Below are 26,272 nucleotides of genomic sequence, written 5' to 3'. Positions count from 1 at the left end.
ATCTTGATCAGCGAGTTGCAAATCTGCATGTAGATGAGGAAAGTTGATTAAGCGTAGAAAATCACCACGCTGTAAAAAAATAAAAATCGCATTAAACAGTTAATATTTAATGCGATTAAATATGGTATCAGCTAGGTGTTAATCAGCTTATGATCCAATTTTCTTAAAAATAAAATCATTGATCTTGTGACCAGATTCGATACCACGACGTTCGAATTTAGTTTGTGGACGCCATTCTGGGCGAGGGTAACTATTGCCTTTACCTGCCAGGTTTTCTAAAGCAGGGCGATTATCTAGGACATCAAGCATCCATTCTGCATAAGGTTCCCAGTCGGTCGCTGCGTGAAAAGTTCCGCCAAGTTCTAATTTTTGCTCGACCAGTTGCATACGTTCATGAATAACGAAACGGCGTTTAAAATGACGTTTTTTCTGCCACGGATCTGGAAAATAAAGTTGTACGCAGTTGATGCTGTTGTCTGGCATTTCACGAAGTACCTGAATAGCGTCGGCATCCAGTACACGTAAATTTTTTAGGCCAGCCATGCCTGCTTCATAAACACATTGTGCAATTCCAGGAACATGTACTTCAATTCCTACAAAATTACGTTCAGGATGAGCTTTGGCCATCAAAACTAAAGAACGGCCCATACCAAAACCGATTTCAACCGTTAATGGGTGTTCAGGGTGTTCAAAGTGCTGGCGTAAATCACCAACGGGATATTCCAAAATTAAATCTTGATATTGCTCTAAAGCGGAACGCTGCGAGGTATTAAGCGGCGCAGAGCGACGCATAAATGTCACAATTTCGCGGTGTTCAGGCAAATTATCCAGTTCAGTAATCTGCGTTTCTAACTGATCAGTCGACATAATTTTGGTATGACTCAAAAATCCAGATGCCGTATTGTAAATACTTGAGAAATGATGTCAAACCTATTCTGAATAATCATTTAGACCATCTTTTCTGATGCAGTCATATAGATCAACTTTCATTTTTTCTTCATGTGCTTGTCATTTTGATTATCTACTCTAGATAAAAATTAAATAAAAGGCTAAAAACTATGAAGGTTTCTAAACTGAATTTATTAAGTCTATCCCTGTTATGTGTTGGGGCATTGTCTACGTCATCTTCTATTTATGCGCAGTTGATGTTTAGCCAATATATTGATGGCAGCAGTAATCGAAAAGGTCTTGAGATTTATAATCCTGACAATAGTTCTGTTAATTTGTCAGATTATGAAGTACAGCAATTTAATAATGGAGGTACAGCCAAATCTTTAACTGTGAGTTTGCAGGGAAATCTGGCAAGTAAACAAAAATTTGTGATTGGCCGTTCAGAATTACAGGCAGAGCTTGGGGCAAAGGTAAATCAGGTTGCAGGATTATCTTTTAATGGTGATGATGCGATTGTACTGTTGTATCGAGGTGTTGCGGTCGACCGTTTTGGTCGGATTGGAGAACGTCCTGAAAAAGGGTGGGGTAATGCAGTTTCAAGTATCGGTAATAGTTTTAAACGAATTCAGACTGAAAATTCTGCGTTAAGTATTGATGCTACCGCCGCTTTTGATCTAGACCAGTCATGGGCAGCTTGGTCAAATCGTAATGATTTTTCTAATATTCAAACCACCGCAACGCCACCTGCCACTGAAGCTGTGAGTTGTTCTAGCCAAGACACTCCTATTGCAGATCTTCAAAGCGCGGCACAAAATCAGTATTACACTGTTCGAGGTATTATCACAGCCGATTATCGTTACAGTAACGGTTTTTCTGGCTTTTATATTCAAACACCAGATAGTCAAGCCAAAGCTGGTTTAAGTAATGCGATCTTTGTCTATATTCCTGCAAGTAGTCAGATCAAAGGTGGTGAGGTTGGTCAGGAGGTGATTCTTCGAGGACGTTTAACGACGTATCAAAATCAAAAACAGATTGATCAGCTCTCGCAAGATATCAAGACCTGTAATACTGCTGCCCAAAACCAAATCCAGCCACAGATCATTCAGTTGCCTTTTACAGCTTTAACAGGAAACGAAGGTCATGTTCCTCAGCGTTATCAGGGGATGCTCGTCAAGTTTGCACAGAATTTGACAGTGAGTGAAAATTATAATTATGGTCGATTTGGAGAATTATCTCTAAGCTTGGGCCGCTTATATATTCCAACCAATTTATACCCTGCAAACTCAAGTGATGCAAAAGCATTAGCACAGAAAAACCTGCTCTCCAGGATTATTCTGGACGATGGCTATAATAATCAAAATAGAACGCCTTGGTTGCCTCAAAATTTTAGTGCTGCACATACACTTAGATCGGGTTATCAACTGAAAAATGTAGAAGGGATTCTGGAATACCGATTTAACAGTTGGCGCATTCAGCCCATTCCAAACCAACATAATATTCAAATTGTTGAAGATACAAACCCTCGTCAAACTATAGCAGCAAAAAATGGCCAGAATATTCGTGTTGCGGCATTTAATGTACTCAATTATGACAATGGAGCAGAAAAGGGTTTTCCAACGGATCGTGGTGCAACAACAGCAACAGAATTTAGTCGTCAACATCAGAAAATTGTCACTGCATTAAAAGCAATTAATGCTGATGTATACGGATTAATGGAAATAGCAAACAATGGTTATGATGAAAAAAGTGCAATTGCTTATCTGACCAAATCTCTTGGCCCAGACTGGAAATATATTACTCCACCTAATATGAATCGACTGGGTTCAGATGTCATCGCTGTTGGAATATTATATAACGCCAAACGTGTCAAACCCGTTAATGCGGCGGTTGTTTTTGATGATCAGAGTCAAAAAAATCGTGTGACCATGGCACAGACATTTCAACCGATTCATGGTGGTAAGTTCTTTACCGTCATTCCAAACCATTTGAAATCTAAAGGGAGCTGTCCTGAGGATACAGCCTCAACTGATGCAGATCAGTTGGATGGCCAAGGATGCTGGAACCCAACACGGGTTAAAGCAGTTGAACAATTGATTCAGTGGGCAGCAAAAAATCCAACACGCGTTCAGCAGCCAAATATTCTATTTCTGGGTGATATGAATAGTTATGCCAAAGAAGATCCAATTTTAGCTTTTGAAAAAGCCAATTATAAAGTTTTATTAAACGATGAAAAAATCGGTCAGGGTAAACAGGCATATAGCTACGTATTTGGTGTTTCCAGTAATGCGTTAGGCTATGGTGGTGCAGGCAATATTGATCATGCAATTGCAGATTCAAATCTGTATCGTTTTGTAAAACGTGCATTTGTGTGGCATATCAATGCAGATGAGCCTACCGCACTTGATTATAATGAAGAATATAAAACGGACGAGCAAAAAACATTATTTTATGCAGATGATGCTTATCGCTCATCTGACCATGACCCAGTAATCGTCGATCTGGACTTGAAAGAAAGTGCGCAGCAAGGCGGCGTACTGAATTTTATTCAGCAACTGTTAGACTGGATTGCTCAACTTTTTACCCGTACTTGAGTTTTTAACAAATTTTGAGTGTGTTCATTCATATTTTGAACAAATACACAGGAATATCACTTGCAAGGGAAATTCTTTTTTATTAATAGTAGAGTGATAAAGATTATCTTGGCTTTACTTTTGTAAGGAAGTTTATATAATCCTTGCATGTTACCTAGAAGCGTTTTAGAACATAAAATAGTTTGATAACAAGGATCCAATATGAAGTTGTATTACTCACCAGGCGCATGTTCATTGGCAGCACATATCATTCTCAATGAAATTAATGTCGATTTTGATCTAGAAAAAGTTGATCTTAAAACACATAAAACAGAAAAAGGCGCAGATTACTATGAAGTCAATCCGAAAGGCTATGTACCAGCACTTGAAATTAATCCAGGGTTGATCCTCACTGAAAATGTTGCGATTCTGCCTTTTCTGGCACAGCATGATCCAAAACAGGATTTGATTCCACCATCGGGCATGGGGCGTGCCAAAGTTTTAGAATGGTTGGGATATCTTAATTCTGAGTTGCATGATGCTTATGCTGTTTTCTTTGGTGCGCCGTTAGAAGGTGAAGCAAAAGAAAAAGCCTATAAAGAAGTAGACCGCTTGCTGAACTATATCAATCGGGCGATTGGTGAGTCTGAAAATGAATATCTTGTAGACGATAATTTTGGTCCAGCAGATGCTTATCTGTTTGTGCTTACCAATTGGTCAAAAAGTATTGGGCATGATTTGAGTCCTTATCAAAATATCAATGCGATCCGTGATAAGGTTGCAGCACGTCAATCTGTCCAAATTGCAATGCGCGATGAAGGCTTGATTGCATAACTTCACGCAGAAAAAATGCCTCAAGTAATTGAGGTATTTTTCTATTCAAATTCTGGTGGTTCTTTAAAATTGATAGATTGCAATTTTAAATCATATTGTTTTTTTAGATTTTTCCATTCAGTTTTTGCAGGTTGAGTACTCTCCTCAAACTCATTTTTACCTGTGATTTCTTTCACTTTTCCAGTTGAAAAATTAATGCTCAATGAACTTTTCTCACCAGAAGCCCGATGAAAACTCATTTGATCAAAACCAATTAATTTGAAACTTTGATTTTGGTAGCGAAAGCTAAACGTATTGTTGGTCACATACCACGAGCCGCAACTGAGCCAATAATGTAGATTGATTTTTAAAATACCTTTTGCAATCGTCACAGCACCATCTTCGAGTGGGTCGGCAAGACAACGCGAGTCTGCATCATTTTCACTAGGAAGTTTTTCGTTTTTGCTGATCAATTGATAACCCTGAGCTGTTTTGAATAACACCAACAAAGCTCTGGGATTGGTATTGAGTTTAGGGTTTCCAAGTCCATCATTGGTAATTACATTTTTGCGATTATTTTCCTCAATCACCAAGACGAGATCTTGCATGCCATCATGATTTAAATCACCGTGAGCTGTTTCGATGATTTTCCAGTTTTTAGGTACAAATTGTTGATAGTTTTTTTGATCAGAATTAGCAAAAGCAACTGTTGTAAAACTTACACCTAAAAGACCAATCATTATTTTTCGCATTTGCGCTTGCTCTCATTGTTTTTATGAAAAAGGATTCCGAAGAATCCTTTGAAACTTTTCAATATAATAATAGTATGCGTTATTTAAAGAAATAGCCTGTTTCTGGAGAGCTGGCATTCGCCATTCGTTTGCGTGGCATACGACCCGCTAAAAAGGCTTCTCGGCCTGCTTCAATCGCTTTTTTCATGGCAGATGCCATCAAAACTGGATGTTGAGCTGCTGCAATTGCTGTATTCATCAGCACGCCATCGCAGCCGAGTTCCATTGCGATTGCAGCATCGCTAGCAGTTCCTACGCCTGCATCAACTAACACGGGAACTTTGGCATTTTCCTTAATAATCGAAATGGTATGTGGATTTAAAATACCTAAACCAGAACCAATCAGACTGCCCAAAGGCATGATGGCAACACATCCCATACTTTCGAGCTCTTTGGCAACAATTGGGTCATCTGATGTATATACCATGATCTCAAAACCATCATCAATCAGTGTACGTGCTGCTTTTAATGTTTCCGTGATATTCGGATAAAGCGTGTCTTGATCACCCAATACTTCAAGCTTGACTAAATTATGGCCATCGAGTAGTTCACGTGCCAGCATACAAGTTCGGATTGCACTATCTGCATCAAAACAACCTGCAGTATTTGGCAAAATCGTATATTTTTCTGGTGGAATTACAGAAAGAAGATTAGGTTGATCTGCATGTTGTCCAATATTGACGCGACGTATGGCGACAGTCACGATTTCAGCACCACTCGCCTGAATTGCAAGATCAGTTTCATTAAGGTCTTTATATTTGCCTGTACCGACTAAAAGGCGAGATTGAAACTGACGTGAACCGATAATTAAAGGTGAATCTTGCATGAAAAACTCCGTTTTAGCCGCCACCGACAGCATGAATAATTTCGATACGATCTTGATCGGAAATAGGGGTGAGTGCTAACCGACTTTTGGGAATAATTTGTTCATTTTGCTCTACCGCAAAACGTTTTCCCTCAAGTGTAAGGTTTTGAGTAAGTTCCAAAAGATTTTGACAAGCTGTTTCGATCAGCTCGCCGTTCAAATAAATCTGCATTCCTGTTCCTGATTATTTTGCGTATTTTACCGCGTTCCAAGCCAAGACGATCCATCCTAGAATCATGAATGCACCACCAATCGGTGTAATTGCACCAAATCCACGAGGCAAACCCAGCGCCATCAAATATAAAGAACCACAGAAAAACAGAATTCCAATTTGAATGAGGATAAAAGAGCTTTTGATTGGAAGTACAGTATAGGTTTTAGAAATTACTCCAAGAACGAGTAATCCTAATGCATGATAGAAAAAATAATCTGTAGCTGTTTGCCACCAGGCCAGTTTTGCAGGCGAAGCATATGCTTTTAAACCATGAGCACCAAATGCACCCAATATAACGGCCAGGGCCAGATTAACGGCTGAAACTGCGATCCACATAAGCGCAATGATCGTTAAAAAAGACGCTAGAACATTAGCACAAATCAGGTTGGCTAAAAATAGTTAAACAAAACAAAAGGGCATGATGCCCTTAAGTTTCTATATGACTTAAACGAAATAATTTAGCCTGCGGACATCGCAACTTTGATTTTTTCCATGGCATTTTTTTCAAGCTGTCGAATACGTTCGGCAGAAACGTTATATTCCGCAGCGAGCTCATGTAATGTTGATTTGTCATCATCTAGCCAGCGACGCTGTAAAATATTTCTCGAACGATCATCAAGTTGATTCATAGCCTCATGCAGAGCTGTTGAACTTTGCTCTTCATAATCGTCATTTTCAGCCAAACGCGCTGGATCATAACGATTATCTTCAAGATACAATGCTGGTGCAACATGTGTTGATGAGTCATCGTCGTCATCACCTTGCGTTTCAAAGGCTGCATCATAAGCGGTTAAGCGGCCTTCCATTTCCAGAACTTGTTCAGGGGTTACGTTTAAATCATTTGCAATCGATTGTGCTTCTTCTAAAGTCAGCTTTTTACTTGATTTCTTTAGACTACGCAAATTGAAAAACAATTTACGTTGAGCTTTGGTGGTCGCAATTTTGACAATACGCCAGTTGCGAATCACGTATTCGTGAATTTCAGCCTTAATCCAGTGAACTGCGAAGGAAACCAGACGCACGCCCATATTTGGATCGAAACGTTTTACGGCTTTCATCAAGCCGAGATTGCCTTCCTGAATCAGGTCGCCTTGAGGTAAACCATAACCTGCATAACTACGCGCAATGTGCACTACAAATCGAAGATGAGACATGACCAGCATTTTGGCTGCATCAAGATCCTGATCATAATAATAACGCTCAGCAAGCTCTTTCTCTTGCTCAGCCGTTAAAATCGGAATTTGATTAACGGTGCTGATATAGGCACCAAGATTTACACCGGGCGCAGATAAGGACAGGGGCATCAACTGATTGCTGCTGTCACTCATGAGTTCTCCTTGTAGGATGGTATAACCAATATAAACATCTTAATGTGAAGCATCTTCATAATTAAGAAAAATTGGGTAGAGAAATGTAAAGTTTTATAAGCGATCCAATCTTTAATTTTAGCAATAAATAATTAAGATTCAATCAAATAATGAAATTCATGTTCAGATAATTTGCTGAATGTACACTTTAAATCGTGAATTTGACAATAGCGTGTGACATCAATCTCGCTATGCGGATCTGATGACTTAAGACAAAACATCTGAGCACTGGTTGATTTTTTTAGTTGACGTTTCAACATAAGAAGCGGCATAGGGCAGGGTTGACCCATTGCGTCGATTTCAACGACATCTGTTGAAGTTGAGTAAGGTTGCTCATTCATTCAATTCAAGGACTACGTTGCATATAAAAAAGATATCCTACCAAAAAAAAATTAAACGCAAAACATAAACTCGCTAAGAAAGATTTTTAAGTCAAACTAAACAGCAAAAAATAGTCGAAAAACCAAGTAAATTAGCAAAAATAATTCTATTAATTGTCATCAACCCATGTTAATCTCGAATGGTTTTAGGATTTATTGCGTTATCAAAAATAATTGTTATTAACCCTATAACAAATGGATGTAACCGGGAAATTGTTGATAGTTTTACAGAATGATTACAAGCTTTGAAATAACAAAGAATTTCGAATCTTGTTTGCTATGCTGTTTGCAACACCGGAAGGTCCTTTAATTTAACTTCTGAGGATTGACTTATGACAGCTCGTGAACAAGGTGTAGTAAAGTGGTTTAACGATACCAAGGGCTTTGGCTTTATTCAACGTAACGGTGGTGATGACGTATTTGTTCATTTCCGTGCAATCATGGGTGACGGTCACCGTTCACTTCGTGACGGTCAACGCGTTGAATTCAGTGTTGTTCAAGGTCAAAAAGGTTTTCAGGCTGAAAACGTTCAGCCTTTAGACTAATCAATCTTTTAGATTGAGAAACGCTCCAATTTTTTAAATTGGAGCGTTTTTGTTTTATACTATAGTCCACATCTGAGTGGTTAACGTTAGAGCAACAGTTTATGGCATCTGGTTTTGGAACCTTGAATTTACATCCGCAACTTAAACAAGCGATTGATGCATTAGGGTTTACACAAATGACCCCAATTCAGCAAAAGGTTTTAAAATATACACTCGCAGGACATGACGCGATTGGGCGAGCACAAACCGGAACAGGTAAAACAGCAGCCTTCCTCATTAGCGTAATCAATGATTTACTCAATAATCCTATTCAAGAACAACGCTATCGTGGTGAAGTGCGTGCGCTGATTTTAGCACCTACAAGAGAGTTGGCTCTACAAATTGAGAGTGATGCACGAGAGTTAACTCGATTTACAGATCTTAATGTGTTAACACTTGTGGGTGGAGTAGATTTTGATAAACAGAAAAAACCGCTGAATGAAAAGTTTATCGACATTTTGGTTGCAACACCTGGACGTCTGATTGATTTTGTTGAGCAGAAAGAAGTCTGGTTAGATCAAATTGAGTTTCTGGTCATTGACGAAGCAGACCGTTTGCTCGATATGGGATTTATTCCCTCAGTAAAACGAATTGTTCGGTTTTCACCGCGCAAAGAACAACGTCAGACGCTCATGTTTTCTGCTACATTTAGTTATGATGTGCTTAACTTGGCAAGACAATGGTTGTTTGAGCCAGTAACGGTTGAAATCGAACCAGAGCAAAAAACCAACAATGACGTTGAGCAGCGTGTGTACATGGTTGCAAAACAAGACAAATATCGTCTTTTACAAGACATTCTTAGAGATGAACCGATTGATAAGGTGATGATTTTTGCGAATCGTCGCGATCAGGTTCGTCGTCTTTATGATCATTTGAAAAAAGATGGTTATAAAGTAGGAATGTTATCTGGTGAAATTGCACAAGATAAACGACTTAAAATGCTTGAGCAGTTTAAGCAGGGTAAAAACAACATCATGATCGCGACCGATGTTGCTGGTCGTGGCATTCATGTAGACGGCGTTTCGCATGTTGTGAATTTTACTTTGCCAGAACAGTCAGATGATTATGTGCATCGGATTGGTCGTACTGGGCGTGCAGGTACACAAGGCGTTAGTATTAGCTTTTTGTCTGAAGATGATGCGTTTTACTTGCCTGAAATTGAAAAAGCGATTGGGAAAAAACTTCCTTTAACGCGTTTGGAAGGTTACTGTTAATCTTCGTTAATTATGAAAAAGATCCCATTTTAGGGATCTTTTTTGTATCTGGGTAATTAGTCAATTTACTTGCAGTAGAAGGTGAGAGTCGTGTGGTAGTCATCATCTTTCGCTAAAGATGCATTCTTACCTGTAAATGTGCCAATCACCCCCGCAGCAGCTTCGACCATTCTTCCTGTTTGTTCATCTACCACACCTTTTAATACACCGTTGTAGTCTGTCTTTTCATTAGTTACGACAGGTGTATTGCGACCACAGGTTTTATTAGCAGCAGTAATTGCATTATTTTTTGAAATTACATTAGTTTTACCTAAGCCAGTGACCTCAAATTGATTATTTTCGAGCTGGATTGCATTAGTCGAAGTAGGGTTTGAGGCACATCCAGCCAAAGTCAACATCATTATACCCATTACACTTGCTGATAATTTATAGTTCATTATCCACCTGTTTGTTTTAAGATAGATTTTTATTTGATCATAGTTACTCAGGTGCAGATAGGCTAAGTTGTATAGATTTTGATGGGGTTATGCATCTGTAAGTCAGTGTCATTTTAAAACTTATGAAAACCTGTAATTGGATGTGTTGGAAATAAACAGGAATATGCTAATCTAACTTGAGTGAGTTTTTGATTTAGATTAATAATGCCAATGCCAGAATTAGATGCAAGTCTTGTCCATCAAGTGATTTATCAACGTCAATCGATAGGGCAGCTCATTGAGCCAGCACCTTCTATACAACAACTAGATCAGGCTTTTTCTGCTGCATTGACCGCGCCCGATCATCATCGTTTAAAACCGACTCGTTTCTTTGTAATAGGCGCCGATCAACGCGCTGCGTTTGGAGAAGTGTTGACTGGGGCATTGAAAGATTTGGGAGAAACAGATCCTGTACAGCTTGATCGAGTCAAGCATCATCCATTTCGTGCTCCACTTTTAGTGGTTGCGGCAACTCAGTTACAAGATCATCCTAAAGTTCCATTTTTTGAGCAGATTTTAAGTACTGGTGCAGCGATACAGAATTTTTTATTGTCTTTACAGGCTCAGGGTTTTGCGACCATGTGGCGCTCAGGTGCAGTCATTGAATCTTCATGGTTTAAGCAGCACTTCGGTCTCAATGAAAGGGATATTATTTCTGGAATTATTTATGTTGGTACGGCTGCCAAAGCAATTGCACCCCGTACAGAAATTGATCTACATAATTTTGTAAAACAATGGTCAGCACAATAAAATAAATTGCCAGAACACTTAGGAACAAGAATGACCGATTTAAAATTTACTGATCTCGTTGAACCTGTCGTAATTGATAAAAAGACAGCATTGCGTGTTACTGTGCTGGGCGGTGGTAGTTTTGGCACTGCTATGGCTAATCTGGCAACACGTAATGGTTGTAATACCATGATCTGGATACGTGATCAGAAAATGGCAGACGAAATTAATCAAACGCATTTTAATCAGCGCTATTTACCCGATTTTAATTTAGAGCCAGAATTAAAGGCGGTGAGTGATCTCGAATTGGCTGTACGTGATCGCGATATTATTTTTGTGGCTATTCCGAGTCATTCATTTCGTGAGGTGGTGAAACAGATTTCACCTTATATCACGGCACAGACTATTGTTTCACTGACTAAAGGTATTGAGGCAAATACGTTTAGTTTTATGAGCGATATTATTCGCGAAGAATTGCCTGAAGTGCCTTACGGTGTGCTGTCTGGCCCAAATTTGGCTAAGGAAATTGTGGCAGGTATGCCTTCGGGTACGGTTATTGCAAGTGATTCTGAGCTGGTTCGTTATGCTGTTCAGCATGCGCTACACAGTGCTTTATTCCGTGTATTTGGCAGTGATGATGTACATGGTGTTGAGCTGGGTGGAGCGCTTAAAAATATCTACGCGATCGCGATGGGCATGGCAGCCGCTTATAATATTGGTGAAAATACCAAAAGTATGATTATTACACGGGCTTTGGCAGAAATGAGCCGTTTCGCAGTTAAGTTGGGTGCTAACCCATTGACCTTTTTAGGTTTGTCAGGTGTCGGTGATCTGTTTGCAACCTGTAATAGTCCTTTGAGTCGTAACTATCAAATTGGATATGCATTGGGTTCTGGCAAAACACTTGATCAGGCCATTAAAGCTTTAGGTCAAACGGCTGAGGGGATTAATACCATTGTTCAAGTACGGACGAGAGCAATCGAACTAGATGTGTATATGCCAATTACCAATGCATTGTATGAAGTTATTTTTGAGGGCGCACCACCGCTCAATATTGCACTGGCATTGATGAAAAATGGGCATCGCAGTGATGTGGAATTTGTATTGCCACATCATCAAGTTTGACGGATAAATGTAACAAACTATCGTTATAATCAATCGATATTAAACAAGGAAATTTTATGCAACTTACGCTTGTTCGTCATGGTGAGGCTTCACCAGCGATTGATGGAAATGATACCAAAAGACCATTAACAGCAAGAGGTCATGCTCAGGCAAAACAAACGGCCGAGTATCTAAAAGAATTGATTGTGCCAGATGTATTTGTGGTGAGTCCATTGTTACGTGCACAAGAGACGCTCGGACATATCCAGAAGTTTTTCCCTGACGTTCCTGTATTACTCTGTGACAAAATTAAACCAGAGGATGATGCAAAAGAAGCCATTGATTGGTTATCACAGCTTCCTTTTGACTCTGTAGTAGTGGTGTGTCATATGAATGTGGTTGGTCATATCGCAGAACAACTCACGCATGAAAATTTTAATCCGTTTGCTTTGGCTGAGGCGCGTATTTATACACAATCTGTTATTGCAAATGGCTTGTCAACTCAAGAAAAAAGTTTTATACCCACCATATAAATAAAATCAAAACGGTAGTGTCAGATTTATGCTGTATTTATGGATGCCTGAGACAGACGGAGTCTGGTATTGGTCAGCAGGTGAAAACTGGGTGGCTGCGGTTAGTATCGAACAGTTAATACACGATATTCAACCATATCAAGGCCATGAAACCACTGTTTATTTTTCAAGTCGTTATATACAGTTGATACAACAAAAAATCTCCAAAGCGCATTATAAACAGCTTGGGCAAGAGGGTATTCGGTATTTGCTCGAAGAATACATGACATTACCTATTGATCAAGTGCATGTCATGCATCATTTTCATTCGCCAGATCGGCTTACAGTATTGGGCGTGTCACAGTCGACAATTACGATGTGGCAGCAGTCGCTTAGCTTACTTCCAATTAAATTGATTGCATTATTACCAGACTTTTTGTTGTTGCCTGTCCCTGTTAAAAATCAGACCGTGATTGCTCATATTCAGCATCAGACCTTAATTCGATTTGATGAATGGGGAGGCACAAGTACGGATGATCTTGCTGTATATTTAGAGTTGAATCCAGTCGCTGAATTTTATCGCTACAGTAACCTGACGTCACTTCAACTGGATGCGCTGAAGTTGATCACGACAGAAGAGCAGTGTGAAAATTATGATTATCAGTTTCAGCCGACAGTAAAAGCCAAGCAGCATCCCTTTAATGTTTTACCAAAACCTAAGAAAGATTTGGCTGTTTCTAGTTACTGGAAAGTTTGTGCTGTAGTTTTTGTATTGTTATTAATGGTTCAGTTTAGTTATGATCTTTTAAGATGGATCCAACTCAAGAAAGTGGCAGACCAAACGGTGGCTCAATCAATTAGTCAATATAAAGACTGGTTTGGGGAAAACAGCCGAGTGACTGAGCAAAATATTAAAAGTATGTTTCAAAGCCAATTAAGAATGAATCAGGCTGGAGACACAAATGCTCTAAATCTGTTAAGCCGGATTGGGCCGATTTTGATGCAGCGACAAGTCACAGCGCAGCAAGTCAATTATGAAGCCAATATTTTAACCATGCAATTAAAAGCAAATTCGTCAGACAGTTTACAAAGTTTGACGCAGCAACTTAATCAGCAAGGATTTAAAGCAGAGTTGGGGCAAGTTCAGGCCAATGGAGCAGGCTCGATTGGGATGGTGAAAGTACAATAATGAATAATAGATTAAATCGTTTTCAGCTCACACTGGACCAGAAACTTGAGCGTTTGAATGAAGCACTAGAAAGAATGTCGGTGCGTGAGCGGTATATGGTGGTATTTACCACAGTTTTTGTGGTTGTCGTTGGGGTTGGGTGGGCATTATGGAGTATGCATCGACTCGCCGATGAACAGCAAAAAAGATTAACTGATTTAAAAGATCAAATGGTCTGGATGCAGAGCAATGCAGTCACCATGAAGCCGCAAGGAGAGGGGCAATTGAGTGTGGCTGAAAAAGTTCAGCGCATATCACAGCAGCAAGGATTGAGTGTTTCTTCTCAACAGGTTGGAGAACAGTTACAAATCGTTGCTGAACATCAGAGCTATGCAGTCTTGGCAAATTTTTTAATGCAGCTCAGCCAAATGGGGTTAAGTGTTGAAAAGATGGAATTAGTTTCTGCAAATAATCAGATTAAATTAACGGCGACAGTACATTAAGTCTTTAAAATAAAGCGTTCACAAGCATGGTGTTTTATGAGACCTGTGCCTATAATAGGTGCACCTCAAAAGCTAAAGACTTTGATCGACTATGTTATATTCGCTTGCTCGCCCTATGTTGTTTTCTTTGGCACCCGAGCGTGCACATGAATTAACTTTGTCTATGTTAAAAACAGCCCATAAAATGGGAATGTTACGCCAGACTATTCAACCAAAGCCTGTCACTTGTATGGGGATTGAATTCCCAAATCCAGTAGGTTTAGCAGCGGGTCTAGATAAAAATGGCGCATATATTGACGCTCTAGCTGGATTAGGCTTTGGTTTTATTGAAATAGGCACGATTACTCCTCGTCCTCAATCGGGTAATCCAAAACCAAGATTATTTAGAATCCCAGAAGCAAAAGCAATCATCAACCGCATGGGGTTTAATAATGAGGGGGTTGATCAGCTGGTTGAAAATGTCAAAGCTGCAAAATTCAGAGGTATTTTAGGGATCAATATTGGTAAAAATGCCGATACACCTGTCGAAAATGCAGTTGATGATTATCTGATTTGTCTGGAAAAAGTATATAACTACGCTTCCTATATCACTGTTAATATTTCATCTCCAAATACCAAAAACCTCCGTAGCTTACAAAGTGGTGATGCTCTAACGGAGTTACTTGAAACGCTGAAGAAACGTCAGTTAGAACTTGCCGAGCAATATCATCATTATGTGCCTTTAGTTCTCAAGGTTGCACCAGATTTAACCCATGAAGATATTCAGTTTATCTCTGAGCAGTTACTGACTTTTAAAATTGATGGTCTGATTGTGACCAATACGACTTTGTCTCGTGAAGGTGTAGAAAATTTGCCTTTTGGTAATGAAGCGGGTGGTTTGTCAGGCGCTCCTGTTTTTGAAAAAAGTACCGAATGTTTACGTAGCTTTGCAAAAGTTTTAAATGATCAGATTCCATTAATTGGTGTTGGCGGTATTACTCAAGGTGAGCATGCTGTAGCTAAAAAAGATGCAGGAGCCAGCCTTGTACAAATCTATAGTGGCCTCATATATACTGGACCAGATTTAATCAAAGAATGCGTGAGTGCTATTACTTAAACGATGAATACGCTTGATATCATCATTCTGATATTTTTGCTCATTGGAGGGCTCAACGGTTTGCGACAAGGATTTATTAAAGCCTTTGCGAACTTGATTGGCTGGATATTTGCTCTCATTGTAGCCGCAAAATACGCCAATGTGTTGGCACCAAGTATGATGATGTTGAGTCATGATCCTGTTGTGCAAAAAATTGCTGCATTTGCATTTATCGTTTTATTAATTATTGTTCTGACTTGGATTGTGACTGCCCTGTTGGACATGTTACTTAGAAGTATCAAGCTAGGTCCAGTTAATCGTTTGGCTGGTGGGGCATTTGGTACTTTAAAAGGTCTGATGATCGTTTTGATCACCATGCAAGGCGTGGGTCCCTGGGTTGAAAGCTCTCCTCACTGGAAACAATCTAAATTTATTCAAATTTTATTGCCTTATGCACCATTGGCTACAGAATTATCGAAAGACGTCGCCAATGAAGCCATACGAGAAGTAACATCCGAAGGTCGTTTTTTTCATCGATCCTCAAATGAAGTGGCCGAATCTGATCATGAAAAAGATCATTCGGATCACTCGACGCAAAACCCTTTTTATTAATCCTAGCTTGTCTGCGAGGTTGCTATGTGTGGAGTAGTTGGTATAGCCGGTAAAGCGCCAGTTAACCAAATGTTGTTTGATGCATTAACGATGTTGCAGCATCGGGGGCAAGATGCAGCTGGGATTGTAACCTGCCATGATGGCCGTTTATTTCTCAGAAAAGACAATGGAATGGTGCGTGATGTATTCCATACTCGTCATATGCGTGCTTTGATCGGTAATTACGGTATTGGTCATGTGCGCTATCCAACTGCGGGTTCCTCAAGTAGTGCTGAGGCACAACCTTTTTATGTGAATTCACCCTATGGAATTACGCTTGCACACAATGGTAATCTGACCAACGCTGAAGAAATTCACGATGATCTGTTTAAAACAGATTTGCGTCATATGAATACAGATTCCGATTCCGAAGTTTTGCTTAACGTGTTTGCGCACGAATTGCAAAAGAGCGGCAAGTTATCGCCTACATCAGAAGATGTATTCCATGCGGTTTCTCGTGTGCATGAGCGCTGCAAGGGTGCTTATGGCGTAGTTGCGATGATCACTGGACATGGTCTTGTTGGTTTCCGTGATCCAAATGGGATTCGACCATTAATTTATGGTTCGCGTGAAACTGAAAAGGGCGTTGAATATATTATTGCCTCTGAGTCTGTTGCAATTACAGCACTCGGATTCAAAATTGAACGCGATATTCAGCCAGGCGAAGCAATTTTCATCAATGATCAGGGTGAATTGTTTACAAAGCAATGTGCTACAAATCCACAGCATCGCCCATGTATCTTTGAATATGTTTATTTTGCGCGTCCAGATGCCATTATTGATGGTATTTCTGTGTATAAAGCCCGTTTAAAGATGGGTGAGAAGCTGGCAAATAAAATCTTGCGCGAGTGGGGTGAAGATCACGGAATTGATGTCGTAATTCCAATTCCAGATACAAGTCGTACATCAGCACTTGAACTGGCGAATATTCTAGGTGTGAAATTCCGTGAAGGTTTTATGAAAAACCGTTATATCGGACGTACCTTTATTATGCCAGGGCAGCAACAACGTAAAAAATCGGTACGTCAAAAGCTGAACCCAGTTGAGCTTGAATTTAAAGGTAAAAATGTATTGCTTGTAGACGATTCAATCGTTCGCGGTACCACCTGTAATGAAATTATTCAAATGGCGCGTGATTCTGGTGCTAAAAAGGTATATTTTGCCTCTGCTGCACCTATGGTGAAGTATCCAAATGTCTATGGTATTGATATGCCTGCCAAGACAGAACTGATTGCTTCGCAACGTAGTGTTGAAGAGATTCGTGAAATTATCGGTGCAGACCGTTTGGTTTTCCAAGACCTGGATGATCTAAAAAGTGCTGTACGTACCACCAAAGTACCTGATCTGACAGAGTTTGATAGTTCTGTTTTTGATGGAGTGTATGTGGCAGGTGGGATTGATAAGGCTTATCTTGAAAACCTTGAGAAGAAGCGCAACGATACTGCCAAAAATGCAGCGGATAGTTATATTGATGTGAATATCGATGCTGCTTCTGTGGATTTGACTGGAATTCGAGAGCTATAAGATTTGTTGATGAAAAAGCGGGTTTTTCCCGCTTTTTTATTTTATGATTGGACAAAACAATATCACTAGGATTGTTTGACTTTGAGAGAAGTTCGTCATTATTTGATTGAAAATAAAAATATGATGTGGTCAATCAGCATGTGCTTATTGGCTATGACACTAACCATTTTTATTCTCAATGTTACGCTAGGTTTGGCTGTTCATTTTTTTGATTATACTCAATCAATTCTTTGGCATGTTTTAAGTCCATATTTATTGATATTGTTGTTACTCATTATTGGTGGATCTGCGGCTTACGAGTTTTATGTATTTCGTGAGGGTGGGCATTCATTGGCAAAACAGCTCAATGCTCGTAAACTGTTGCTATTGGAAAGTACACCAGAAGAAAGTGCTGCTTTAAAAATTACAGATCAATTGGCAGAAAAATTTGCTTTGCAAACACCATCGCTTTATGTATTACCTGATGAAGTGGGTGTAAATGCTTTAACCGCAGGGTTTCACTCCAAAGATATTGTGATTATTTTGACATGGGGAGCTTTGCAGAATCTGGATGAGTTGGAGCTACATGGTTTAATGGCACATGAGTTTAACCAGATACTCTCGGGTGAAGCTATCGAAAATACTAAACTCAAGATTCTATATAGTGGGTTAACTACATTTAGCCAATGGGGAAGTAAAATTGCCAAACTAGGTTTTAAGCCGTATCAAAAAAATAAACGGCATAAATTTGAAACAATTTTGGTGGCAATTGGTGGTGTGATCTGGCTCACAGGAAGTATGGGCATTTTGATCACCCGCTTTATAAAATATCTCACCTTAAGCCGTCGCACATTTCGTAATGACTTAAAAACGATGCAACTGATTGATAGTCATGCCAATCTCCAGACATTATTGCGCATCTATGTACACCATGCGGGGTCACAAATTCATAGTGTTTACTCAGAAGCAATTGCGCATATGTGCTTTGCCAATTCTTTGAGCCCTCAAAGCTGGATGAATATTCATCCAAATATTGAAGATCGTATTCATCGCTTGAATCCTTTAATTTTACAGGACTCACAGCTTGAAAATTTAAAGAAATTGCAAAGTCGTGACTTATTTAATTTGTTTATGCCAATGGATGAGTATGAAGATGAATTTCATGTAAGTTGGACTTCACCACAACCTCTACCATTATTGAGATTGTCTCCAATTAGTTTTGCGCTCAATGATGCAATTAAGCCGTTAAATCCAGAAATTCGGCATAATATTTCTCGTCCAGAATTAGTACAAAGAGCATTGCAGACCGCTACGGGTTCTCGTGAAGTGATGGTTGCGATTCTAATGATTCGCCAGTACCGAGAGTTTATCCCGCCAGATGCAGCAGTGAGTCAGGCAATTATAGATGCTTTACTGAATATGGATGGTCGTGTTCACGTGCAAATTTTCCATGAGGCATGTGGCAATATTGGTAATATGCCAGCCAGCATTGCACGCCAATTTTTAACAAGATTGGCTTTAATTATTCAAGAGGATGGTGAAATTGGTTTGCTCGATGCGTTGTTGTTAGAGCGGGTTAAATACGAGCTGAATCTGATGCCAATGCATACGCCTTCTGCTTTGGAGGATGTTAAGCCGCAAATTGTACGTTTGATTGATGCTTTATTACATGTCCAACAAATTAATAGTCCGAATCAGCTTGAAGTTCGGGAGCGAATTTTACAAAGTATTTTAACCATGCAGGAAATCCAGCAATATAGCGAAATTTCAGATGAGCCAATTGATCTGGCTGAAATACTTAATGATATTGCTGGCTTACTATTACGTGATCGTTTAAGTATTTTGGGCGTAGCAGAAATGTGTTTATGGGGTGATCGTATTATTACTCAGGATGAAATGGATGTGCTTGAACTGCTTTACTGGCGTTTTGGCTTCGAAAGTGACAATATTGTGGAGCAAATGCAAAAGAAAAACAGTCTTATGATTATTTAAAATGCAGTCGCTGTTGTGAGCATATAAAAGACTGCAAAATGTGAACAGACAGGCTAAAATGGCTTGGAATTTAAGTGGTAGACAAGTAAATCATGATTGGACAGCGGAGAAATATTTTAGCAACCATGGGTGTGGATGTATGGATCCCACGTCATGTTGCTGTCCAGAAAAATACAAAGAGTTCATTATGGCGAGATCAGAGCGTAGAGCAGTATGATCAGCCTTTAATTCCTATTTCAGCTAAAGAGAGTGTTGAACATACTCCAAAAGATTCTTCTTCTGAACCTATTTTAGTGCAACCAGATGTTATTGAAATTGTTCAACAACCCATACAGAATCCAGTAACTAAACAACATAAGACGATTGATTTAGAGATATCTATCACTTTAAGCCAATTTCGTCTGGAAGCTTTTGTGTTAAGACAGAGTGTTTTACTGGTCGAAACCACTACATTGAGTGATGCCGAGCGTAAGTTATGGACGAATATTCAATCTGCACTTTCTGGCACCTATGCGGAATTAAACTGGCCATTTCCATTATTAAATTTTAGAGATAATCGTGGCGTTGGTGCTTATGTGCAAGGGTTTTTAGATGCATTAACATTAGATAAAAAAATACTATGTTTAGGGCAAATAGAATTTGTTAGACATGCGCAATTGATGCCGCTTGCAAGCTTGGCAGAAATGCTCGAGCAGCCAAGACTGAAAAAACGGTTATGGACATTGATGCAGTCCGCTTAAAGGGAAGATGATGAAAAAAAAGGTTGTTGTATTTAGTCAGATAGATCCGCGTATTTTAGAGCAATTAAAGCAGCAATATCAGGTTGTTGTTCTGGATCCTAAAAAAGGTGATATCAATGAACAGATCTGTCAAGAAGTAGTTGATGCAGATGGCATGATTGGTGCAGGGCGTTTACTCAATGAAAACAACCTTGCTCCTGCACAGCATCTTAAAATTGTTTCTACAGTCAGCGTTGGCTATGACAACTACGATGTGCAGTATCTTAATCAGAAAAAAATCTGGTTGGCACATACTCCTCATGTATTAACTGAGACTACAGCAGACCTTGCTTTTACTTTGCTCGTGAGTGCTGCAAGAAAAGTTCCGCAACTTGATGCATGGACCAAAGCTGGCGAATGGAAAAGAACGGTAGGTGCAGCTCAATTTGGGCAGGATATTTTTGGTAAAACACTTGGTATCATTGGTCTGGGTAATATTGGTGCGGCAATTGCTCGACGTGGTTTGTATGGCTTCAATATGAATATTTTATATCATAACCGTCATGAAAAACTGGTGCTGGCTCAGCCTTTAAACGCTGAATACTGTTCAATGCAAGATTTACTTCAACGTTCAGATTTTATCGTGGTTGCGGTAGATTTAAATACTGAATCTCAAGCACTGATTGGTACTCAAGAATTTGAGCAGATGCAGTCACATGCTGTATTTGTAAATATTTCAAGAGGCTCTGTGGTTGATGAAAGCGCATTGATTGAGGCGCTTAAGCAAAAGCAAATTTTTGCTGCTGGTTTGGATGTATATCAAAAAGAGCCGTTGCAAGCATCTGAATTGTTTGATCTGGATAATGTGGTGACATTGCCACATGTAGGCTCCGCTACAGCAGAGACACGATTGAAGATGTCACAACTGGCCTATAAAAATCTGGTTGATGCCTTAGAAGGTAAAACGCCTCGTTATTTAGTTAATCCAGATTTTTAATCATCTTTAAGCGCTAAGGTTTTTATTTTTAGAAAGTATTGGGATACTTTAAAATTTCATAACACTTTATTTCGAATTTGAAAATTCTGGAATGTTATAGTATTTGAAATTCAGCTAGATAGAGTGCGATATTGAAACGAAGCCTTTTGGCATGTGCTATGAGCTGTATGATGTTAACTGTATCAGCTCACTCTGATTTTGATGTTCGCAATGTGGATAGCCAGTTTCATGTACCTGAAATTGGAGGTGGTGTTGGTCTGATTGATCAGCAAAAAGAACGACAAATCGGCGAAAAAGTATTTCGAGAAATACAAAAGCAGATGCCTGTTGTGCATGATCCGTGGCTTCAAGAGCAATATTCCCAGATATTTTTAAGAGTTTTAGCTCAAACTTCAATTACTCAGCCAGTAGGATTGGTCATTATTAAAGATCCTCAAATTAATGCATTTGCTGTTCCAGGTGGGTTATTTGCCTTAAATACAGGTTTAATCGCAAATGCACGAAATATTGATGAGGTGGCTGGGGTAATGGCGCATGAAGTAGCTCATGTTACACAACGTCATTACAGTCGTTCACAAGAAGCCTTTAAGGGACAAGGTTTACTCGCTTTAGCCGGTATACTGGTGGGCGCTGCTGTTGCGACAACATCAAATGCTGATGTTGGTTCTGCGGTGATGTTAGGCACTCAGGCTGCACTTATGGATCGACAACTGACCTACAGCCGTAATCAGGAACGTGAAGCTGATCGTATTGGTATGCAATATATGTATGCGGCGGGTTACAACCCTCAAAGTATGGCAGACTTTTTTGAAACAATGCAGCGGTCACGTGTAGGCTCAAGCTTCATGCCTGATTTCTGGATGACTCATCCTCTCACAACTGAACGTATGAGCGAGGCCCGTTTACGCGCCAATCAGCTTCCAAAAGTTGAAACTAAGCTTTATGACCCGAATTTCCAATTATTAAAATGGTATACGCTGGCAGTCTCAGATCCATCTTCAGAAAAAATATTAGAAAATGTAGTTAAACAAGGCAATAAAGAGGCGCAGTTGGCGCTAGGTGCTTATTATGTTGGGCAAGGTGATTTCGTAAAAGCGCAGAAGCAATTAGATGATATAAAATCTCAGTTTAATGAGAATACTCTTTATTGTTTAATACAGACCAATATTTATTTGGGACAAAATGAATTGGATCAGGCATATTCGTCTATTGTTAACATTCAACGTGCAATGCCAGAAAGTCGAGCATTGGCCTATAAACTTGCAGAGGTCATGATTTTACAAGGTAAAGCAGGAGATACTTTGCAGTTAATACAACCCTTTGTTAATCGAAATCCGAGAGATTTAGAAGGGTGGCAATTAATGCAACAGGCTTCTTCAATTGATCGGATATCTCCTGTACAGACAGTTAATACACTTAGATACCGTGCGGAAGTGCAGTTTTGGTCGGGCAATGAGGAAAATGCAATTAAATCATTATTGCATGCGCAGCGCCTTGCTAAAGGAAATGAGTCCTTATCTGCCAGAATTGATAGTCGCTTAAAGCAGATGCAATCAGATTACACGATGAAAATCTAGGCCTGTATACATATAAAGATTGAGAAAAATAGAATAGCGTTGTATAAATGACAGAGATTAAAATTTTAACCTATATGAAATGAATAAAAAGATGATTGTGCTGCTGATACTTTGCGGTTTGTTTGTATCATTATTGCATGCGGCTGTACCTGAGCGGTATGTGCGTTCGGTAGAAAAAATATCTGAAAATTATAATTCCCAAATGCGTAATTTTTTAAGTACATTAAACCCAAGACAAACGCAATTTTCTTTACAACAGCAGCAACAATACTGTTCAATCGTAAATCGTTATGTACAGGATTTATATGAGGTAACGAATCAATATCGCTCAGAGTTACCATTGTCATATGCAAATATGACAAAAGAATCACTCGTACAACAAGTCATGATGTCTAAAGAAATGCAGATCTTAAAGAAATATAATATTCAATGTAACTTTTAGTTCATTTAATATGAATTAAAATCTGAAAAGAACTGATTATCAATAAAATCAGCTAAGCTTGGCTTTAATTTTCGAAGATACTTGAGCAGGATCGGCACGCCCGGCTATGATCGGACGTAGAGAATTCATCACCTTACCCATATCTTTCATGCTAGTAGCACCTTGAGCAGAAATCGTTTGCTCAATGAGAGAGTCAAGCGCTTCCTCAGTCATAGCTTCTGGTAGAAATTGAGAAATAACCTCAATCTCGGCTTGCTCTTTACTAGCTAAATCATCACGACCAGCGCCTTCAAAGGCTTTGATCGATTCTTTACGCTGTTTAATTTGCTTTTCGATGACCGCAAGAACTTGCGCGTCGTCAAGCTCTTTGCGCTCATCGACTTCGATTTGCTTAATTGCTGCCTGAAGACCACGAATCACCGTTACTACAGCCATTTCTTTGGCACGCATTGAAGTTTTTAATACGTCAGTAATCTGGTTTTTTAAAGTCATCGTCGTCATCTTTTTTAGGCAGTCAATCACAAATTAATTAGTAAAGGCGAGTAGTGCGTACAGATTCGCGAGCCAATTTCTTTTGGTAGCGTTTAACAGCAGCAGCTTTTTTGCGTTTACGTTCTTGAGTCGGTTTTTCGTAGAACTCGCGCTTACGAACGTCAGCTAAAACGCCTGCTTTTTCGCATGAACGCTTGAAACGACGGATAGCTACGTCAACTGGTTCGCCTTCTTTCAACTTAACTTGTGGCATGTAAAATCCTCTAGATTATGGATAACATCTAACGCACCATTGCGCTAGATGACAAGTGAAGGTCAGTATTTTACTCATTTACAACTGATATCACAAGTCTATAATAGCGTTGACACAATTTTAGTAGCATCAAATAGGCGGTTGAATGATTGTTTTGGGTCTTGAAACATCGTGTGATGAAACAGGTCTGGCGCTTTATGACAGTGAAAAGGGCTTGCTCGGACAAGTACTCTACAGTCAGATTAAACTGCATGCTGAATATGGTGGTGTAGTTCCCGAGCTTGCGTCTCGTGATCATGTCAGAAAAATGATTCCACTTCTTGATCAGCTTTTAAACGACAGCCAAGTAAAAAAATCTCAGATTGATGCAGTGGCGTACACGCGCGGGCCTGGTCTGATGGGCGCCCTCATGACAGGTGCTTTATTTGGCCGAACTCTGGCATTTGCACTCAATAAACCTGCCATTGGTGTTCATCATATGGAAGGTCACATGCTTGCACCGCTACTTTCTGCAACGCCACCAGAATTTCCATTTGTTGCCTTATTGGTATCGGGTGGTCACACTCAACTCATGGCTGCTTATGGTATCGGTCAATATGAGTTGCTTGGTGAGTCTATTGATGATGCTGCGGGTGAGGCATTCGATAAAGTCGCTAAAATGATGGGATTACCTTATCCGGGTGGACCAAATATTGCAAAATTAGCTTTGCAGGGGAACCCAGAAACATTTGAATTTCCTCGCCCCATGCTTCATCAAGGCTTAGACTTTTCTTTTAGCGGCCTAAAAACGTCAGTTTCTGTTCAGCTCAAAAAATTGGGTGAAGAAAATCGTGATGCTGATATTGCGGCTTCTTTCCAAGAGGCGATTGTCGATACATTGGTGAAGAAATCTGTGAAGGCTTTAAAGCAGACAGGTTTAAAACGTCTAGTGATTGCGGGTGGTGTGAGTGCCAATCAGCGATTACGTGAGCGCCTTGAGCATTCATTATCAAAAATCAAGTCACAAGTTTATTATGCTGAACCTGCATTATGTACAGATAATGGTGCAATGATTGCATTTGCAGGCTATCAACGTTTAAAGGCTGGGCAATGTGATGATTTGGTGGTCACTACCACACCGCGCTGGCCAATGACTGAATTGAGTCGTCCAGCAGAGATAATCGAATAAATCAAAACATGTTTGACGAAGTTGATCCACAGCTTCGTCAGGATTGATTTAATGTATGATTGTCGATGATGTCTGTGTGCTTGGTGGAGTTAGAAGGCCTTGTGATGACTCTATACAAAATTTTTCCAGAATCTCGTTCTGATCTACGACATCAACATATTCAAGATAGCCTTTTCCCGAAATCAATGTGCCTGCATATTCTCCTTGATAGCTAAATCCAGCGCTATAGCCTAATCCATGTCCAAATTTAGGATTTTCATGTATTTCGGCCATGAGTTTGAGATGTACATCACCATTATTGTCATAGATTAACCATTCGAATTGTTCGGGAAGTAGCGTATATTGTCCAAAAGGCGACAGCGTGGGGTGCTGTTGATATTTGATTATGTTGAATGCGACATCTGAATATGTTTCACAAAATCCGCCTGAATGTCGAATATGAGCACAATAAAGTAAAGGTTTTCCTGCCAGGTCGACACGATCTAACAGCAATTGTGTTTGATCGTCTAAATTGATCACCTGATGCGTGGCAAAGTGAATCGGCAGTTTATCCAGAATTTCTAAATGCTGGCTGTATAAAGAATGTGGGGTGGCACTGCGAGCAAATTCAAAAGATCCTAATCCTGAAATAGACCGTACTTCTCCATCAGTACTGATTTGTCCTTCATATTGCATCAATAAACTCAGATGATCATAGACCATTGTCTTTGCATACCAAGACGCTTGTTTACTTATATGAAGCTTGAGCTCGAATTGCATGTTTGGAAATTCACCCTTAACTACAAAATAGGGATAACTCCCTTGAATTAAAAGTTCTTGTCCCATTAGTATTTTGTCATGAGTTAAAATGACTTGTTGATGATCGAGAAGGTAAGCTTTTAAATGATGATGTTCAGACAAACCTGAGCTACAGCATAGCGTTGCATTTTTGCGTGGTTCGTTGCCAGATAAATCATTCTGATCAAAACATAAAAAACCTGCAGTTCCTAGAACCACATTAATGTTTAGGTAGTCAAGCGGTTCTGGCAAATCTGGAAAACAAAATCGATAGTGTGTGTAGGAGTAAAATTCGTCTTCTGTATGAAAACGAAGTATATGATCATGTTGAAAAGATTGAGGTGTGAGCGTAGAGGCCTGATTCAATAACGGTGCCAAATGATGAATAGTTTTTGCTAACCATTCTGCCTTGGATGAAAACTTGGGAGGAGGAAAAATATTCATA

At 39.5% G+C, this 26,272-nt stretch carries 29 protein-coding genes; 18 read left to right on the top strand and 11 right to left on the bottom strand.

Features of this window, described 5'->3' with window-relative positions:
- Nucleotides 1–147: 147 nt before the first annotated feature.
- The gene (gene trmB, locus F952_RS08765) at nt 148–867 is read right to left on the bottom strand and encodes a tRNA (guanosine(46)-N7)-methyltransferase TrmB (RefSeq protein ID WP_004925841.1); all 720 of its coding nucleotides are present in this window, start codon (nt 865–867) and stop codon (nt 148–150) included.
- 191 nt (nt 868–1,058) lie between these two features.
- Between trmB and F952_RS08760 the strand changes: the two genes are divergently transcribed.
- Together F952_RS08760 and F952_RS08755 are read left to right on the top strand one after the other, a co-directional pair.
- A complete protein-coding gene (locus tag F952_RS08760; RefSeq protein WP_004925838.1) occupies nt 1,059–3,482 on the top strand; it encodes an ExeM/NucH family extracellular endonuclease in 2,424 nt (807 codons plus the stop codon).
- A 201-nt stretch (nt 3,483–3,683) separates the two neighbouring features.
- A complete protein-coding gene (locus F952_RS08755; RefSeq protein WP_004925836.1) occupies nt 3,684–4,295 on the top strand; it encodes a glutathione binding-like protein in 612 nt (203 codons plus the stop codon).
- A gap of 41 nt (nt 4,296–4,336) precedes the next feature.
- Here F952_RS08755 and F952_RS08750 read toward each other — a convergent pair whose 3' ends face one another.
- From F952_RS08750 to F952_RS08725, 6 genes are all read right to left on the bottom strand, one after another.
- Nucleotides 4,337–5,026: a hypothetical protein gene (locus tag F952_RS08750; protein WP_004925833.1), complete on the bottom strand. Its 690-nt coding sequence runs from the start codon at nt 5,024–5,026 to the stop codon at nt 4,337–4,339.
- 79 nt (nt 5,027–5,105) lie between these two features.
- Nucleotides 5,106–5,891, bottom strand: coding sequence for a thiazole synthase (locus F952_RS08745; protein WP_004925831.1), 786 nt, complete (start codon nt 5,889–5,891; stop codon nt 5,106–5,108).
- A 13-nt stretch (nt 5,892–5,904) separates the two neighbouring features.
- Nucleotides 5,905–6,102 carry a sulfur carrier protein ThiS gene (thiS, locus tag F952_RS08740; protein WP_004925828.1) on the bottom strand — a complete coding sequence of 66 codons (198 nt, stop codon included), beginning with the start codon at nt 6,100–6,102 and terminating at the stop codon, nt 5,905–5,907.
- Nucleotides 6,103–6,114: 12 nt separating this feature from the next.
- Nucleotides 6,115–6,480: a DUF423 domain-containing protein gene (locus tag F952_RS08735; RefSeq protein ID WP_004925826.1), complete on the bottom strand. Its 366-nt coding sequence runs from the start codon at nt 6,478–6,480 to the stop codon at nt 6,115–6,117.
- Between the two features lie 122 nt (nt 6,481–6,602).
- Complete coding sequence (gene rpoH, locus F952_RS08730) at nt 6,603–7,472, bottom strand: RNA polymerase sigma factor RpoH (protein ID WP_004925824.1); 870 nt, start codon at nt 7,470–7,472, stop codon at nt 6,603–6,605.
- A gap of 131 nt (nt 7,473–7,603) precedes the next feature.
- Entirely contained in the window at nt 7,604–7,852 is a 249-nt protein-coding gene (locus F952_RS08725) for a sulfurtransferase TusA family protein (protein ID WP_004925822.1), read from the bottom strand.
- Between the two features lie 371 nt (nt 7,853–8,223).
- Here F952_RS08725 and F952_RS08720 point away from each other — a divergent pair, with 371 nt between their 5' ends.
- Both F952_RS08720 and rhlB read left to right on the top strand, forming a co-directional pair.
- The gene (locus tag F952_RS08720) at nt 8,224–8,436 is read left to right on the top strand and encodes a cold-shock protein (RefSeq protein ID WP_004653893.1); all 213 of its coding nucleotides are present in this window, start codon (nt 8,224–8,226) and stop codon (nt 8,434–8,436) included.
- A 101-nt stretch (nt 8,437–8,537) separates the two neighbouring features.
- Nucleotides 8,538–9,689: an ATP-dependent RNA helicase RhlB gene (gene rhlB / locus F952_RS08715; RefSeq protein WP_004925820.1), complete on the top strand. Its 1,152-nt coding sequence runs from the start codon at nt 8,538–8,540 to the stop codon at nt 9,687–9,689.
- 65 nt (nt 9,690–9,754) lie between these two features.
- On the opposite strand, the gene F952_RS08710 is transcribed toward rhlB, so the two are convergent.
- Complete coding sequence (locus F952_RS08710; RefSeq protein WP_004925817.1) at nt 9,755–10,126, bottom strand: hypothetical protein; 372 nt, start codon at nt 10,124–10,126, stop codon at nt 9,755–9,757.
- Between the two features lie 210 nt (nt 10,127–10,336).
- Between F952_RS08710 and F952_RS08705 the strand changes: the two genes are divergently transcribed.
- The 13 genes from F952_RS08705 (at nt 10,337) to F952_RS08645 (ending at nt 23,137) form a co-directional block, all read left to right on the top strand.
- Entirely contained in the window at nt 10,337–10,915 is a 579-nt protein-coding gene (locus F952_RS08705) for a nitroreductase family protein (RefSeq protein ID WP_004925814.1), read from the top strand.
- Between the two features lie 30 nt (nt 10,916–10,945).
- A complete protein-coding gene (locus F952_RS08700) occupies nt 10,946–12,019 on the top strand; it encodes an NAD(P)H-dependent glycerol-3-phosphate dehydrogenase (protein ID WP_004925812.1) in 1,074 nt (357 codons plus the stop codon).
- A 56-nt stretch (nt 12,020–12,075) separates the two neighbouring features.
- Nucleotides 12,076–12,531, top strand: coding sequence for a SixA phosphatase family protein (locus tag F952_RS08695; protein ID WP_004925808.1), 456 nt, complete (start codon nt 12,076–12,078; stop codon nt 12,529–12,531).
- Nucleotides 12,532–12,559: 28 nt separating this feature from the next.
- Nucleotides 12,560–13,699 carry a type II secretion system protein GspL gene (gspL, locus tag F952_RS08690; protein ID WP_004925805.1) on the top strand — a complete coding sequence of 380 codons (1,140 nt, stop codon included), beginning with the start codon at nt 12,560–12,562 and terminating at the stop codon, nt 13,697–13,699.
- Nucleotides 13,699–14,181 (top strand): type II secretion system protein GspM, encoded by a 483-nt coding sequence (gene gspM / locus F952_RS08685; RefSeq protein ID WP_004925802.1) that lies wholly within the window; start codon nt 13,699–13,701, stop codon nt 14,179–14,181. The genes gspL and gspM overlap by 1 nt, the downstream gene beginning before the upstream one ends.
- Before the next feature lie 91 nt (nt 14,182–14,272).
- On the top strand, nt 14,273–15,277 hold the full coding sequence (locus F952_RS08680; RefSeq protein ID WP_004925799.1) for a quinone-dependent dihydroorotate dehydrogenase: 1,005 nt from the start codon (nt 14,273–14,275) through the stop codon (nt 15,275–15,277).
- A gap of 3 nt (nt 15,278–15,280) precedes the next feature.
- On the top strand, nt 15,281–15,868 hold the full coding sequence (locus F952_RS08675) for a CvpA family protein (RefSeq protein ID WP_004925797.1): 588 nt from the start codon (nt 15,281–15,283) through the stop codon (nt 15,866–15,868).
- A 24-nt stretch (nt 15,869–15,892) separates the two neighbouring features.
- Nucleotides 15,893–17,431 carry an amidophosphoribosyltransferase gene (gene purF, locus F952_RS08670; RefSeq protein WP_004925794.1) on the top strand — a complete coding sequence of 513 codons (1,539 nt, stop codon included), beginning with the start codon at nt 15,893–15,895 and terminating at the stop codon, nt 17,429–17,431.
- An 81-nt stretch (nt 17,432–17,512) separates the two neighbouring features.
- Nucleotides 17,513–19,402, top strand: coding sequence for a M48 family metalloprotease (locus F952_RS08665; protein WP_004925791.1), 1,890 nt, complete (start codon nt 17,513–17,515; stop codon nt 19,400–19,402).
- Between the two features lie 92 nt (nt 19,403–19,494).
- A complete protein-coding gene (locus F952_RS08660) occupies nt 19,495–20,142 on the top strand; it encodes a hypothetical protein (protein WP_004925790.1) in 648 nt (215 codons plus the stop codon).
- Nucleotides 20,143–20,152: 10 nt separating this feature from the next.
- Nucleotides 20,153–21,118, top strand: coding sequence for a 2-hydroxyacid dehydrogenase (locus F952_RS08655; protein WP_004925787.1), 966 nt, complete (start codon nt 20,153–20,155; stop codon nt 21,116–21,118).
- A gap of 167 nt (nt 21,119–21,285) precedes the next feature.
- The gene (locus F952_RS08650) at nt 21,286–22,695 is read left to right on the top strand and encodes a M48 family metalloprotease (RefSeq protein ID WP_457921492.1); all 1,410 of its coding nucleotides are present in this window, start codon (nt 21,286–21,288) and stop codon (nt 22,693–22,695) included.
- Between the two features lie 91 nt (nt 22,696–22,786).
- Nucleotides 22,787–23,137, top strand: a complete 351-nt coding sequence (locus F952_RS08645; protein ID WP_011182264.1) for a hypothetical protein — start codon at nt 22,787–22,789, stop codon at nt 23,135–23,137.
- A gap of 48 nt (nt 23,138–23,185) precedes the next feature.
- On the opposite strand, the gene F952_RS08640 is transcribed toward F952_RS08645, so the two are convergent.
- Nucleotides 23,186–23,629, bottom strand: coding sequence for a GatB/YqeY domain-containing protein (locus F952_RS08640; RefSeq protein ID WP_004925780.1), 444 nt, complete (start codon nt 23,627–23,629; stop codon nt 23,186–23,188).
- 37 nt (nt 23,630–23,666) lie between these two features.
- Nucleotides 23,667–23,882: a 30S ribosomal protein S21 gene (rpsU, locus tag F952_RS08635; RefSeq protein ID WP_001136722.1), complete on the bottom strand. Its 216-nt coding sequence runs from the start codon at nt 23,880–23,882 to the stop codon at nt 23,667–23,669.
- A 145-nt stretch (nt 23,883–24,027) separates the two neighbouring features.
- On the opposite strand from rpsU, the gene tsaD reads away from it, so the two are divergent.
- Complete coding sequence (gene tsaD / locus F952_RS08630; protein WP_004925776.1) at nt 24,028–25,050, top strand: tRNA (adenosine(37)-N6)-threonylcarbamoyltransferase complex transferase subunit TsaD; 1,023 nt, start codon at nt 24,028–24,030, stop codon at nt 25,048–25,050.
- 48 nt (nt 25,051–25,098) lie between these two features.
- Here the strand turns inward: tsaD and F952_RS08625 are convergent, their stop codons facing one another.
- Nucleotides 25,099–26,271 (bottom strand): DUF6670 family protein, encoded by a 1,173-nt coding sequence (locus F952_RS08625; RefSeq protein WP_004925772.1) that lies wholly within the window; start codon nt 26,269–26,271, stop codon nt 25,099–25,101.
- Nucleotide 26,272: the final 1 nt, after the last annotated feature.

The organism is Acinetobacter baylyi DSM 14961 = CIP 107474 (assembly GCF_000368685.1).
In the GTDB taxonomy this organism is placed as follows: domain Bacteria; phylum Pseudomonadota; class Gammaproteobacteria; order Pseudomonadales; family Moraxellaceae; genus Acinetobacter; species Acinetobacter baylyi.
This window is presented reverse-complemented; position numbering and strand designations above follow the sequence as displayed.

Excerpts from the sequence above, each read along its gene's own strand:
- trmB (WP_004925841.1), bottom strand. The coding sequence starts at position 867 with ATGTCGACTGATCAGTTAGAAACGCAGATTACTGAACTGGATAATTTG.
- F952_RS08760 (WP_004925838.1), top strand. The coding sequence starts at position 1,059 with ATGAAGGTTTCTAAACTGAATTTATTAAGTCTATCCCTGTTATGTGTT.
- F952_RS08755 (WP_004925836.1), top strand. The coding sequence starts at position 3,684 with ATGAAGTTGTATTACTCACCAGGCGCATGTTCATTGGCAGCACATATC.
- F952_RS08750 (WP_004925833.1), bottom strand. The coding sequence starts at position 5,026 with ATGCGAAAAATAATGATTGGTCTTTTAGGTGTAAGTTTTACAACAGTT.
- F952_RS08745 (WP_004925831.1), bottom strand. The coding sequence starts at position 5,891 with ATGCAAGATTCACCTTTAATTATCGGTTCACGTCAGTTTCAATCTCGC.
- thiS (WP_004925828.1), bottom strand. The coding sequence starts at position 6,102 with ATGCAGATTTATTTGAACGGCGAGCTGATCGAAACAGCTTGTCAAAAT.
- F952_RS08735 (WP_004925826.1), bottom strand. The coding sequence starts at position 6,480 with ATGTGGATCGCAGTTTCAGCCGTTAATCTGGCCCTGGCCGTTATATTG.
- rpoH (WP_004925824.1), bottom strand. The coding sequence starts at position 7,472 with ATGAGTGACAGCAGCAATCAGTTGATGCCCCTGTCCTTATCTGCGCCC.
- F952_RS08725 (WP_004925822.1), bottom strand. The coding sequence starts at position 7,852 with ATGAATGAGCAACCTTACTCAACTTCAACAGATGTCGTTGAAATCGAC.
- F952_RS08720 (WP_004653893.1), top strand. The coding sequence starts at position 8,224 with ATGACAGCTCGTGAACAAGGTGTAGTAAAGTGGTTTAACGATACCAAG.
- rhlB (WP_004925820.1), top strand. The coding sequence starts at position 8,538 with ATGGCATCTGGTTTTGGAACCTTGAATTTACATCCGCAACTTAAACAA.
- F952_RS08710 (WP_004925817.1), bottom strand. The coding sequence starts at position 10,126 with ATGAACTATAAATTATCAGCAAGTGTAATGGGTATAATGATGTTGACT.
- F952_RS08705 (WP_004925814.1), top strand. The coding sequence starts at position 10,337 with ATGCCAGAATTAGATGCAAGTCTTGTCCATCAAGTGATTTATCAACGT.
- F952_RS08700 (WP_004925812.1), top strand. The coding sequence starts at position 10,946 with ATGACCGATTTAAAATTTACTGATCTCGTTGAACCTGTCGTAATTGAT.
- F952_RS08695 (WP_004925808.1), top strand. The coding sequence starts at position 12,076 with ATGCAACTTACGCTTGTTCGTCATGGTGAGGCTTCACCAGCGATTGAT.
- gspL (WP_004925805.1), top strand. The coding sequence starts at position 12,560 with ATGCTGTATTTATGGATGCCTGAGACAGACGGAGTCTGGTATTGGTCA.
- gspM (WP_004925802.1), top strand. The coding sequence starts at position 13,699 with ATGAATAATAGATTAAATCGTTTTCAGCTCACACTGGACCAGAAACTT.
- F952_RS08680 (WP_004925799.1), top strand. The coding sequence starts at position 14,273 with ATGTTATATTCGCTTGCTCGCCCTATGTTGTTTTCTTTGGCACCCGAG.
- F952_RS08675 (WP_004925797.1), top strand. The coding sequence starts at position 15,281 with ATGAATACGCTTGATATCATCATTCTGATATTTTTGCTCATTGGAGGG.
- purF (WP_004925794.1), top strand. The coding sequence starts at position 15,893 with ATGTGTGGAGTAGTTGGTATAGCCGGTAAAGCGCCAGTTAACCAAATG.
- F952_RS08660 (WP_004925790.1), top strand. The coding sequence starts at position 19,495 with ATGATTGGACAGCGGAGAAATATTTTAGCAACCATGGGTGTGGATGTA.
- F952_RS08655 (WP_004925787.1), top strand. The coding sequence starts at position 20,153 with ATGAAAAAAAAGGTTGTTGTATTTAGTCAGATAGATCCGCGTATTTTA.
- F952_RS08650 (WP_457921492.1), top strand. The coding sequence starts at position 21,286 with ATGATGTTAACTGTATCAGCTCACTCTGATTTTGATGTTCGCAATGTG.
- F952_RS08645 (WP_011182264.1), top strand. The coding sequence starts at position 22,787 with ATGATTGTGCTGCTGATACTTTGCGGTTTGTTTGTATCATTATTGCAT.
- F952_RS08640 (WP_004925780.1), bottom strand. The coding sequence starts at position 23,629 with ATGACTTTAAAAAACCAGATTACTGACGTATTAAAAACTTCAATGCGT.
- rpsU (WP_001136722.1), bottom strand. The coding sequence starts at position 23,882 with ATGCCACAAGTTAAGTTGAAAGAAGGCGAACCAGTTGACGTAGCTATC.
- tsaD (WP_004925776.1), top strand. The coding sequence starts at position 24,028 with ATGATTGTTTTGGGTCTTGAAACATCGTGTGATGAAACAGGTCTGGCG.
- F952_RS08625 (WP_004925772.1), bottom strand. The coding sequence starts at position 26,271 with ATGAATATTTTTCCTCCTCCCAAGTTTTCATCCAAGGCAGAATGGTTA.